Below are 11,212 nucleotides of genomic sequence, written 5' to 3'. Positions count from 1 at the left end.
CCGCTGCAGCAGCCCCCGCGGCTGCAGCCCCTGCCGCCGCGCCGGCCGAGGCCGCGGCTGCGCCGGCGGCGCCCGTCCCCAACAAGGGCGACACCGCCTGGCTGCTCGTGAGCACGGCGTTCGTGATCCTGATGACGCTGCCGGGCCTGGCACTGTTCTATGGCGGCCTGGTCCGTTCGAAGAACATGCTGTCCGTGCTGATGCAGTGTCTGGTGATCTTCTCGGTGGTCGCGTTGCTTTGGGCAGTCTATGGCTACAGCTTCGCCTTTACCGAGGGCAATGCCTTCTTCGGCGGCACTGACAGGCTCTTCATGAAGGGGCTGACGGTTGACGCCGTGGCGGCCACCTTCAGCAAGGGCGTGGTCGTGCCGGAACTGGGCTACTTCGCCTTCCAGTGCGCCTTTGCCTGCATCACCTGCAGCCTGATCATCGGCGCTTTCGCCGAGCGCGCCAAGTTCTCGGCCGTGCTGGTGTTCGTGGTGCTGTGGTTCACCTTTGCCTACATCCCGATGGCCCATATGGTCTGGTTCTGGCCGGGTCCGGACGCCTTCACCGACGCTGCCGCGGCTACTGCGGCGACCGCCAAGTCGGGCTGGCTGTTCCAGAAGGGCGCGCTGGACTTCGCCGGCGGCACCGTGGTGCACATCAACGCCGCGGTGGCGGGCCTGGTCGGTGCCTTTATGTTTGGCAAGCGCATCGGCTTCGGCCGCGAGGCGATCCGTCCGCACAGCCTGACCTTCACCATGGTGGGTGCCTCGCTGCTGTGGTTCGGCTGGTTCGGCTTCAACGCCGGCTCGGCGCTGGAAGCAAACGGCTCGGCCGCACTGGCCTTCGTCAACACGCTGCTGGCCACCTGCGCCGCGGTGCTGTCCTGGACCTTCGGCGAGTGGATCAGCAAGGGCAAGCCGTCGATGCTGGGTGGCGCTTCGGGTGCGGTAGCGGGCCTGGTGGCCATCACGCCGGCAGCCGGCTTCGTCGGCCCGATGGGTTCGATCGCGATCGGCCTGATCGCCGGCCTGCTGTGCCTGTGGGGCGTGACCGGCCTGAAGCGCATGCTGGGCATGGACGATTCGCTCGACGTGTTCGGCGTGCACGGCGTGGGCGGCATCCTGGGTGCGTTGCTGACCGGCGTGTTCGCTGCGCCGAGCCTCGGCGGCACGGGCATCTACGACTATGTGGCCAACAAGGTTGCGGACGACTACTCGATCGCCGGACAAGTCTGGATCCAGTTCGAGGGCGTGCTGACTACCATCGTGTGGTCGGGCGTGGTGGCCTTCGTGGCGTACAAGCTGGTGGATATGCTGATCGGCCTGCGGGTGCCGGAAGAAGAAGAGCGCGAGGGCCTGGATATCACCTCGCACGGCGAAACCGCCTATGAAGTCTGATCGTCAAGGTGTTGTGCTGGAGAGCTGATTGGGAATCGACTCTCAGGAGTTTTGCCCGGCCGCGTGCCGGGCTTTTTTCATATGGCGAGCGGTTCAAGGCAGGAGTGGGTGAGGAGTGGGTGAAGTGGACGGCTTTTCGCCGGGCGCTTAAATCCGATCTAAAAAAGCTTCAATTGTCTTTGTGGGTGCGCGCACATACAGTGCCATTGAGGCAGTTTCCTCCACCTGCAGAACGCTCCCCGTACTGTCAGGCCATTTGAAAGCGCGGCAAGCCGCGCTTTTTTTTTTCGTCATGCCGGCGGGGGGTTTACTTCCGCACAGGCGTCCCCACATCCGAATCCCCTATGCTGCGCCGCGCATATCCTTATAAAGGGCTTGCCAGCAGCCAATTGGCCGTTCCTCTACAATCGGGGCGAACGATTAAGACGACCAATAGATCAACAGGATGGATATGGTCCCGCATCTCATTACCGCGCTGAACGGTCCGCTGCTCGAACTGGAGAAGAAGATCCTGGACGCGACGCCGTCCATCGAGCGCTGGTTCAGGCTGGAATGGCAGGAACATACGCCGCCGTTCTATTGCTCGGTGGACCTGCGCAACGCCGGCTTCAAGCTCGCGCCGGTCGACACCAACCTGTTTCCGGGCGGGTTCAACAACCTGGCCCCCGAAATGCTGCCGCTGGCGGTGCAGGCGGCCATGGCGGCGATCGAAAAGATCTGTCCGGATGCCAAGAACCTGCTTCTGATCCCCGAGCGGCACACGCGCAACATGTTCTACCTGCAGAACGTCGCGCGGCTGTCGCTGATCATGCGTCAGGCGGGCCTCAATGTGCGCCTTGGGTCGCTGTCCGAGGAAATCACCGAGCCCACGCCGATCGAACTGCCGGATGGCCAGACCCTGGTGGTCGAGCCGCTAGCCCGGCTGGGCACCAAGGACCGCCGGCTCGGGCTGAAGGATTTCGACCCGTGCTCGATCCTGCTGAACAACGACCTGTCGGCCGGCATTCCGCCGATCCTGGAAAACATCAACGAGCAGTACCTGCTGCCGCCGCTGCACGCAGGCTGGTCCACGCGCCGCAAGACCAGCCACTTCGCCGCCTATGACGAAGTGGCCAAGAAGTTCGCCAAGCTGATCGATATCGACCAGTGGATGGTGAACCCGTACTTCGCGCGCTGTTCGGGCGTGAATTTCCACGAGCGCATCGGCGAGGAAGAGCTCGCCGACTCGGTGGAAGCCGTGCTCAAGAAGATCGCCAAGAAATACCGCGAATACGGCATCAAGGAAACGCCGTATGTGGTGGTGAAGGCCGATGCCGGTACGTATGGCATGGGCATCATGACCGTGCGCGATCCCTCCGAGGTCAAGGGCCTGAACCGGAAGGAACGCAACAAGATGAGCGTCGTGAAGGAAGGCCTGGAGGTCAGCGACGTCATCATCCAGGAAGGCGTGCACACGTTCGAGAAGGTCAACGAGGCCGTGGCCGAGCCGGTGGTCTACATGATCGACCGCTACGTGGTCGGTGGCTTCTACCGCGTGCACACCGGCCGCGGCAACGACGAAAACCTGAATGCGCCGGGCATGCATTTCGTGCCGCTCGCGTTTGCGCCCAATGGCATTCCGGACAGCCACGCCAAGCCGGGCGCCGCGGTGCCGAACCGCTTCTATATGTACGGCGTGGTGGCGCGGCTGGCATTGCTGGCGGCCTCGATCGAACTCGAAAAGACCGACCCGAACCCGATTCTCTGACGAGCCACCATGCGCATCCTCTTCATCACCGATCCGCTGGAGACCTTCAAGACCTACAAGGACTCCACCTACGCCATGATGACCGAGGCCGCGGCGCGCGGCCATCAGCTGTTCTGGTCCCTGCAGTCCCAGCTGTCGCTGTTCGGCGACCAGGTCGAGACCGTGGCGACGCCGCTGCAGCTCACCGGCGATAGCCATGACTGGTTCCGCGAAGGCACACCCGCGCTGACGTCGCTGAAGGATTTCGACGCGGTGCTGATGCGCAAGGATCCGCCGTTCGACATGGAGTACGTCACCAGCACCTGGCTGCTGGAACTGGCCGAGGCGCAAGGCGCGCGCGTGTTCAACAAGCCGCGCGCGATCCGCGACCATTCGGAGAAGCTGGCCATCAACCAGTTTCCGGAATTCATCACGCCGACGCTGGTCACGCGCGACATCGCGCGCATTCGCGACTTCCACGCCGAACACCGCGACATCATCATCAAGCCGCTCGACGGCATGGGTGGCATGGGCGTGTTCCGGGTCGGCGCGGATGGCATGAACCTCGGGGCCATCGTCGAGACGCTTGGGGAAGACGGCCGCCGCACGCTGATGATCCAACGCTATATCCCGGCGATCAAGGACGGCGACAAGCGCATCCTGCTGATCGGCGGCGTGCCCGTGCCGTATTCGCTGGCGCGCGTGCCCATGGCGGGCGAAGTGCGCGGCAACCTTGCGGCGGGCGGCACCGGCCGCGCGCAGGAACTGACTGTGCGCGACCGCAAGATTGCGGAGACGCTGGCGCCGGGCCTCTGGGAGCAGGGTTTGCTGCTGGTGGGTCTCGATGTGATCGGCGATTACCTCACCGAAGTCAATGTGACGAGTCCGACCTGTTTCCAGGAAATCACCCAGCAGACCGGGTTCCAGGTGGCCGCGATGTTCATTGACGCGCTCGAGCACGCGGTGGAAGCGCCTGGCGCCTGAGGGAGAAAGCAGGCAGAAAGCGGGCGGAAGCGCGAAAATACCGGGGAGGGCGCCTGCTACAATCGGGCCAGTCCAACGGATTCACCATCATGGCAGGAATTCTGATCATCGCGCACGCTCCCCTGGCTTCGGCCTTGCGCGATTGCGCCGCCCACGTCTACTGTGGACCGCCACAGCGGCTGGAGGCCATCGACGTCCTTCCGGACGCAGATCCTGCCGCCGTTCTTGCCGAAGCCCGGCAGCGGCTCAATGCCGTATGCGAAGACAACGGCGCGCTGGTGCTGACCGATATCTTCGGCGCCACGCCAGCCAATATCGCTGCAAAGCTCGCCGAACCGGGCCGCGTCCGGGTTCTGGCGGGCGTCAATCTGCCGATGCTCGTGCGCGCCATCTGTTATCGCGGGGAAAAGCTCGATCAGCTCGTGACCAAGGCACTTGCCGGCGGGTCGCAGGGCGTGCTGCAGGTAGGCACTACAACCGTACAAAATCAAACAGCCAACCATCCCGACCGATATGCTGCAGAGGGACACCACCATCATCAATAAGCTCGGGCTGCACGCCCGCGCTTCGGCCAAGCTGACGCAACTGGCAGGCAGCTTCGCCAGCCAGGTCAAGATGTCCCGCAACGGACGCCAGGTTGATGCCAAGAGCATCATGGGCGTAATGATGCTCGCGGCGGGGATTGGCTCGACCGTGACCATCGAGACCGACGGGCCGGACGAGCAGGAGGCGATGGACGCGCTGCTGGCGCTGATCGCCAACCGCTTCGGCGAGGGCGAGTGAGGTCCGCCGCGCCACCATGCTTTCCTGAACGTTCCTGACGGAGCGGCACATGTCATTTGCCCTGCACGGCATCCCGGTCTCCCGCGGCGTCGCCATCGGCCGCGCGCATCTTCTGGCTCCAGCCGCGCTGGATGTCTCGCACTACCTGGTCGATGAAGACCGGCTCGACGACGAAGTCGAACGCCTGCGTTCCGCGCGCGCCGCGGTACGTGCCGAACTCATCACGCTGAAGCGCGACCTGCCGCGTGACGCGCCCGAGGAAATGGGCGCGTTTCTGGACGTGCACGCGATGATCCTCGACGACGAGGCGCTGTCGCGCGAGCCCGAGGCACTGATCCGCGGACGCCGCTACAACGCGGAGTGGGCGCTGACCACGCGGCTCGAAGAGCTGATGCGCCAGTTCGACGAGATCGAGGACGAATACCTGCGCGAGCGCAAGGCCGATATCCACCAGGTCGTCGAACGGATCCTGAAGGTGCTGGCCGGTGCGCCGGTGCTTGCGCCCGCACCGGTTCCCGCGCTGGCCCCCGACGGCGAGCCGGCGCCGGGCGTGATTGTCGTGGCGCACGATATCGCGCCGGCCGACATGCTGCAGTTCCGCCACACGGTGTTCCACGGGTTCGTCACCGACATGGGCGGACGCACCTCGCATACCGCGATCGTTGCGCGCAGCCTTGACATCCCGGCAGCGGTCGGCGTGCAAGCCGCCAGCGAACTGATTCGCCAGGACGACTGGATCATCGTCGACGGCGATGCCGGTCTGGTGATTGTCGATCCGTCGGCCATCATCCTCGAGGAATACCGCCATCGCCAGAGCGAGCGCGCGCTCGAAAAGAAGCGCCTGCAGCGTCTGCGCCACACCCCGGCGGTCACACTGGACGGCCAGGAAATCGACCTGCTGGCCAATATCGAAATGGCCGAGGACGCCGGCGCCGCGCTCACGGCCGGCGCCGTGGGCGTGGGCCTGTTCCGCTCGGAGTTCCTGTTCATGAACCGTCGCGGCGAGCTGCCGGACGAAGACGAGCAGTTCGCGGCCTATCGCGGGGCGGTCGAAGCCATGCACGGACTGCCGGTGACCATCCGCACGATCGATATCGGCGCCGACAAGCCGCTGGACGGCCGCGGCGACGATTTCGAGACCGCGCTGAACCCCGCGCTCGGACTGCGTGCGATCCGTTGGTCGCTGTCCGAGCCGGCCATGTTCCTGACGCAGTTGCGTGCGCTGCTGCGTGCATCGGCGTTCGGGCCGGTCCGGCTGCTCGTGCCGATGCTGTCGCATGCGCGGGAAATCGACCAGACTCTGGAACTGATTGCGCAGGCCAAGCGCCAGCTCGACGAGCGCGGCGTGCCCTACGATCCCGGTCTGAAAGTCGGCGCCATGATCGAGATTCCGGCCGCAGTGCTGCTGTTGCCGCTGTTCCTGCGCCGCATGGACTTCCTATCGATCGGCACCAATGACCTGACGCAGTACACGCTGGCCATCGACCGCGCGGACAATGCCGTGGCGCATCTGTTCGATCCGATGCACCCGGCCGTGCTGCAGCTCATTGCGCGCACCATCCGTGAGGCCAATCGTGCCGGCGTGCCCGTCGCGGTGTGCGGCGAGATGGCCGGGGATCCGCTCATGACACGTCTGCTGCTGGGCATGGGCCTGCGCGAGTTCTCGATGCATCCGGCCCAACTGCTGCGGGTCAAGCAGGAGGTCCTGCACGCCGATTGCGCCCGGCTCGAGCCGCTCGTGGACCAGGTCCTCAACGCCTATGAACCCGAGGAACAGGCGGTGGCCCTCGAACAGCTCGCTAAGCCCTAACTATTGAAGGGTTTTTCTCCCGAATCCGGCGCGCAAAACATCACTTTGCGGATCATGATGTGCGCCGGAATCAGCTTTCCGCTTGCCGCCGAGTGACGCAAATCCCACCTGTCCGACTGTGGCTTAATGGGAATTGTTATCATTTTCGATCTTTGGTATTCTGACGTTCATTCGAGCGGCATGCCGGTGCCGCCAGCCCCCAAGGAGGGAGTTGTGTACGTCTGCATCTGCAACCAGATTACCGATCGTGAAATCCACGGAGCCGCTCACCTGGGCGTCGAGACCCTCGACGAACTGGCCGAGACGCTTGGTGTCGGTACCTGCTGCGGACGGTGCCGCGAATGCGCCCAGCAAGTGTTGGCAGAAGGCGTTGCCGCTGTGCGCAACGTAACCGCAGCCACGATCGCAAACATCCAGGTCGTGGAGATTTCCTCCTGTTCCGTGTCCAGCACATGTACCATAATGGACACTCGGGACCCGGCAGTCGCGAACGACCAGCGTGAAGCGCTGGTGGCTTGAGCGCGCCCTTGAACTGACGCACAGTTCACGGCGCGTTTTCGCGCATTCGCATCTTCATTCGACTGCATACGGCGCCTCTGGCGCCGTTCGTGTTTTTGCGCGGGCCCGATGCAACAGGAGCCACCCATGAAAGGTGACAAGAAGGTCATCCAGCATCTGAATGCCCAGCTCAAGAACGAGCTGACCGCGATCAACCAGTATTTCCTGCACGCCCGTATGTATCGCCACTGGGGCCTGAAGAAGCTCGGCGACGTGGAGTACAAGGAATCCATCGGCGAAATGAAGCACGCCGACCGGCTGATCGACCGCATCCTGATGCTCGACGGCCTGCCCAACCTGCAGGACCTGCACAAGCTGCTGCTCGGCGAAGACACGCCTGAAATGCTCAAGTGCGACCTGAAGCTGGAGCAGACCGCGCATGCCACCGTCAAGGAAGGCATTGCGTACTGCGAATCCGTTGGCGATTACGTCAGCCGCGAGATCCTGGTCGATATCCTCACCGATACGGAAGAGCACATCGAATACCTGGAGACGCAGCTGGACCTGATCGACAAGGTCGGCCTGCAGAACTATCTGCAGTCGCAGATGGAGCCGGGCGAGCAGTAAGCCGCCGCTTCCTGCCAGGCTGCCTGCAGTGGCGGCCGGCATCCCCGCGTGGCGCATTCTGGCGCCGCCGATTCGCTTGCCCGCCTGCAGTAACCCTTCTCATTCCAATTCCTCTCTTCATCCAGACCGCCGTACAGGAGCCACGACCATGGCCGAATCGATCCGCCTGACGCAATACAGCCACGGTGCCGGCTGTGGCTGCAAGATTTCCCCCAAGGTGCTCGACGTGATCCTGGCGGGCAGCGGCGCGCAGAACCTGGACCCGCGCCTGTGGGTTGGCAATGCCTCGCGCGATGATGCCGCCGTCTATGCGATCGACGGCGACGACAGCGGGCGCGGCGTGGTGTCGACCACGGACTTCTTCATGCCGATCGTCGACGACCCGTTCGACTTTGGCCGCATTGCCGCGACCAACGCGATCAGCGACATCTATGCGATGGGCGGCGATCCGCTGATGGCCATTGCCATCCTCGGCTGGCCGGTCAACGTGCTGCCGCCCGAGGTCGCGCGCGAAGTGGTGGCGGGCGGCCGCAAGGCGTGCGACGACGCTGGCATTCCGCTGGCTGGCGGGCATTCCATCGACGCGCCGGAGCCGATCTTCGGGCTGGCCGTCACCGGTATGGTCGACCGCGTGCACATGAAGCGAAACGACACGGCCACCGCTGGCTGCCGGCTTTACCTGACCAAGCCCATTGGCATCGGCGTGCTGACTACCGCAGAGAAGAAGGGATTGCTGCGGCCCGAGCATGCCCATGTGGCGCGCGACTGGATGTGCGTGCTGAATCGGCCGGGGAGCACATTCGGCCGGCTGGCGGGCGTGCGCGCGATGACCGACGTGACCGGCTTCGGGTTGCTCGGCCATCTGGTCGAGATGGCGGACGGCAGCGGCCTGACCGCGCGGCTCGACTATGCGGCGGTACCGGTGCTGCCGGAAATCCTGCGTTATATCGATGCGGGCTGCGTGCCGGGTGGCACCCAGCGCAATTTCGACAGCTACGGCCATCGCATCGGCACACTCACCGACGAGCAGCGCGCGCTGCTGTGCGATCCGCAGACCAGCGGCGGCCTGCTTGTGGCCGTCGAGCCGGCAGGAGAGGCGGCATTCCTGGATGCCTGCGCCCGGCTTGGCCTGGATCTCGCCCCCATCGGCGAAGTGGTTGCACGCGGAGAGCATGCCGTAGAGGTTGCCTGATGCGTGAAGATACCGGCGATTTCCGCCGATTGTTCCTGAGCGGCACGCCGATGATGGACGTGCGCGCACCGCTGGAATTTGCCCGGGGTGCGTTCCCGGGCACCTTGAACTTGCCGCTGATGGACGACGAAGAGCGGCATCAGGTCGGCCTTTGCTATGCGGATAAGGGGCAGCAGGCGGCGATCGAACTCGGCCATCGGCTGGTGTCGGGCGATCTCAAGGCTGCACGCATCGAACAATGGGCGGGGTTTGTGCGAGCGCATCCGGACGGCTACCTGTACTGCTTCCGCGGCGGACTGCGCTCGCAGATCGTGCAGCAGTGGCTGCACGACGAGGCGGGTATCGACTATCCGCGTGTGACCGGCGGCTACAAGGCCATGCGTGGCTTCCTGATCGACGTGATCGAGCAGGCAGCGGCCACGCGGGACTTCCTGGTGCTGGGCGGCCTGACGGGTACCGGCAAGACGGATGTGATCACCGAAGTGCCGGCGGCGGTGGACCTTGAAGGGCTGGCCTGCCACCGGGGCTCGGCATTCGGGCGCCGCGCGCAACCACAGCCGCAGCAGATCGACTTCGAAAATTCGCTGGCCATCGACGTGCTGCGGCGTGCCGACGCCGGCTACCGCGCGCTGGTAGTCGAGGACGAGGGCCGCTTCATCGGCGGCCGGGACTTGCCCAAGGTGCTGTGGCAGCGCATGCAGGCCAGCCCGCTGGTGTGGCTGGAGGCGTCGTTCGAGGAACGCGTGGAGCGTGTCTTGCGCGACTATGTACTGGGGCTGGCGGCCGAGCACATCGAACAGCTCGGGCCCGTGGCCGGCTTCGAGGCGTATGCCGCGCGTCTGCGCGACGCCATGGCCGCCATCTCCCCGCGGCTCGGCGGCGAACGCTATGGCCGTTTGTCGGCGTTGCTGGAACACGCGCTGACGAGCCAGTCGGAGCGGGGCGAAACCGCTCCTCACCGCGCCTGGATCGAAGTGCTGCTGCGCGACTACTACGACCCCATGTACGCGTACCAGGAAGAGAAACGCGCAGCACGCGTGGTGTTCCGCGGCGACCGCGCCGCGGTCACTGACTGGCTGCGCGAACGCTCCGCGCGCTGATGCGCGTCAATGCCCGGCGCAGACCGGGCAGTCGGGCGTGCGCGCCAGCTGCATCGTGGTCCACTCCATCGTCATCGCATTGACCATCAGCAAACGTCCGGCCAGGCTCTGGCCCACGCCGCTCAGAAGCTTGAGCGCTTCGGCCGCCTGCACGGTGCCGACCATGCCGACCAGCGGCGCAAACACGCCCATGGTCGCGCAGGCGACTTCCGGTGCGGGCTCTGACGGCGGGAACAGGCATGCGTAGCACGGTGCGTTGTCCTGGCGCCGGTCGAAGACGCTGATCTGCCCGTCGAAACGCAGCGCCGCCCCGGAGACCAGCGGTACGCGGTGATGCACGCAGGCGCGGTTGACCGCCTGGCGCGTGGCGAAGTTGTCGCAGCAGTCGAGTACCACGTCGGCCTGTGCCACGAGCTGGCTCAACTCGGCATCGCCGACACGGGCCGCGATGACCTCCACTTGCACGCCCGGATTGATGCGCAGCATGCCTTCGCGCGCCGACTCCACCTTGAGGCGGCCGACATTGTCCGTGGTGTGGATGATCTGGCGCTGGAGATTGGTCAGGTCCACATGGTCGTTGTCGACCACGCTGATCCGGCCGACACCGGCCGACGCCAGATAGGGCAGGGCGGCGGCGCCCAGGCCGCCCGCGCCAATCACCAGCGCATGGGCACCCAGCAGGCGCTCCTGGCCTTCGATGCCGAGTTCATCGAGCAGGATATGGCGCGAATAGCGCAGCAGTTGATCGTCGTTCATGGCGTGAGGCTCAGGAAGGAACGTGCAATGTAAAAAGCGGCCCCGCAGGGCCGCTTGAGGCTGCTGACAAAGTCAAAAGCAGCGAATGTTGTCTCCCCTCGCCCATTTATGGGAGAGGGGCGGGGGAGAGGGCAGGAGTTGCCACGAAGCGAGGCGTCACGGTGCTTGCCATGTGCCTGCCCTCTCCCCCAACCCCTCTCCCGCAAGCGGGAGAGGGGAGCAAACAATCTGGTATTCGTCCTTGTCAGCAATCTGAATCGGCGCCGCAGCGCCGCTTCTACTCAGGGCGCCTTGCCGGTCGGCGTGCCCAGCGGCTCGCCGATCGGCGCACTGGCCGGCGGCTGCTTGCCG

The 11,212-nt window shown here is 64.9% G+C and carries 11 protein-coding genes; 10 read left to right on the top strand and 1 reads right to left on the bottom strand.

The features are described from left to right. The 10 genes from KHO41_RS40160 to mnmH form a co-directional block, all read left to right on the top strand. A partial coding sequence (locus KHO41_RS40160) for an ammonium transporter (RefSeq protein ID WP_280519734.1) occupies positions 1 to 1,385 on the top strand: 1,385 nt, incomplete at its 5' end. A gap of 451 nt (positions 1,386 to 1,836) precedes the next feature. Next, positions 1,837 to 3,132, top strand: coding sequence for a glutamate--cysteine ligase (gene gshA, locus KHO41_RS40155; protein WP_211958748.1), 1,296 nt, complete (start codon positions 1,837 to 1,839; stop codon positions 3,130 to 3,132). A 9-nt stretch (positions 3,133 to 3,141) separates the two neighbouring features. After that, positions 3,142 to 4,095 (top strand): glutathione synthase, encoded by a 954-nt coding sequence (gene gshB, locus KHO41_RS40150; protein ID WP_211958747.1) that lies wholly within the window; start codon positions 3,142 to 3,144, stop codon positions 4,093 to 4,095. 89 nt (positions 4,096 to 4,184) lie between these two features. Then, positions 4,185 to 4,640: a PTS sugar transporter subunit IIA gene (locus KHO41_RS40145; protein WP_211958746.1), complete on the top strand. Its 456-nt coding sequence runs from the start codon at positions 4,185 to 4,187 to the stop codon at positions 4,638 to 4,640. Next, positions 4,609 to 4,878 (top strand): HPr family phosphocarrier protein, encoded by a 270-nt coding sequence (locus tag KHO41_RS40140; RefSeq protein ID WP_211958745.1) that lies wholly within the window; start codon positions 4,609 to 4,611, stop codon positions 4,876 to 4,878. Before KHO41_RS40145 ends, KHO41_RS40140 begins: the two co-directional genes overlap by 32 nt. 49 nt (positions 4,879 to 4,927) lie before the next feature. Continuing rightward, positions 4,928 to 6,688 (top strand): phosphoenolpyruvate--protein phosphotransferase, encoded by a 1,761-nt coding sequence (gene ptsP / locus KHO41_RS40135; protein WP_211958744.1) that lies wholly within the window; start codon positions 4,928 to 4,930, stop codon positions 6,686 to 6,688. A gap of 213 nt (positions 6,689 to 6,901) precedes the next feature. Beyond that, positions 6,902 to 7,207: a (2Fe-2S)-binding protein gene (locus KHO41_RS40130; protein WP_041679451.1), complete on the top strand. Its 306-nt coding sequence runs from the start codon at positions 6,902 to 6,904 to the stop codon at positions 7,205 to 7,207. Between the two features lie 126 nt (positions 7,208 to 7,333). Then, the gene (gene bfr, locus KHO41_RS40125; RefSeq protein WP_011296489.1) at positions 7,334 to 7,813 is read left to right on the top strand and encodes a bacterioferritin; all 480 of its coding nucleotides are present in this window, start codon (positions 7,334 to 7,336) and stop codon (positions 7,811 to 7,813) included. Positions 7,814 to 7,961: 148 nt separating this feature from the next. Continuing rightward, on the top strand, positions 7,962 to 9,005 hold the full coding sequence (gene selD, locus KHO41_RS40120) for a selenide, water dikinase SelD (protein ID WP_211958743.1): 1,044 nt from the start codon (positions 7,962 to 7,964) through the stop codon (positions 9,003 to 9,005). Beyond that, positions 9,005 to 10,105: a tRNA 2-selenouridine(34) synthase MnmH gene (mnmH, locus tag KHO41_RS40115; RefSeq protein WP_211958742.1), complete on the top strand. Its 1,101-nt coding sequence runs from the start codon at positions 9,005 to 9,007 to the stop codon at positions 10,103 to 10,105. The genes selD and mnmH overlap by 1 nt, the downstream gene beginning before the upstream one ends. 6 nt (positions 10,106 to 10,111) lie before the next feature. On the opposite strand, the gene KHO41_RS40110 is transcribed toward mnmH, so the two are convergent. Then, positions 10,112 to 10,861, bottom strand: a complete 750-nt coding sequence (locus KHO41_RS40110) for a HesA/MoeB/ThiF family protein (protein WP_211958741.1) — start codon at positions 10,859 to 10,861, stop codon at positions 10,112 to 10,114. Positions 10,862 to 11,212: the final 351 nt, after the last annotated feature.

This window comes from Cupriavidus numazuensis, from assembly GCF_905397435.1.
Taxonomy (GTDB): domain Bacteria; phylum Pseudomonadota; class Gammaproteobacteria; order Burkholderiales; family Burkholderiaceae; genus Cupriavidus; species Cupriavidus numazuensis.
This window is presented reverse-complemented; position numbering and strand designations above follow the sequence as displayed.

What these genes read in the sequence shown, in the direction of transcription:
- gshA (WP_211958748.1), top strand. Translation starts at nt 1,837, where the DNA reads ATGGTCCCGCATCTCATTACCGCGCTGAACGGTCCGCTGCTCGAACTG.
- gshB (WP_211958747.1), top strand. Translation starts at nt 3,142, where the DNA reads ATGCGCATCCTCTTCATCACCGATCCGCTGGAGACCTTCAAGACCTAC.
- KHO41_RS40145 (WP_211958746.1), top strand. Translation starts at nt 4,185, where the DNA reads ATGGCAGGAATTCTGATCATCGCGCACGCTCCCCTGGCTTCGGCCTTG.
- KHO41_RS40140 (WP_211958745.1), top strand. Translation starts at nt 4,609, where the DNA reads ATGCTGCAGAGGGACACCACCATCATCAATAAGCTCGGGCTGCACGCC.
- ptsP (WP_211958744.1), top strand. Translation starts at nt 4,928, where the DNA reads ATGTCATTTGCCCTGCACGGCATCCCGGTCTCCCGCGGCGTCGCCATC.
- bfr (WP_011296489.1), top strand. Translation starts at nt 7,334, where the DNA reads ATGAAAGGTGACAAGAAGGTCATCCAGCATCTGAATGCCCAGCTCAAG.
- selD (WP_211958743.1), top strand. Translation starts at nt 7,962, where the DNA reads ATGGCCGAATCGATCCGCCTGACGCAATACAGCCACGGTGCCGGCTGT.
- mnmH (WP_211958742.1), top strand. Translation starts at nt 9,005, where the DNA reads ATGCGTGAAGATACCGGCGATTTCCGCCGATTGTTCCTGAGCGGCACG.
- KHO41_RS40110 (WP_211958741.1), bottom strand. Translation starts at nt 10,861, where the DNA reads ATGAACGACGATCAACTGCTGCGCTATTCGCGCCATATCCTGCTCGAT.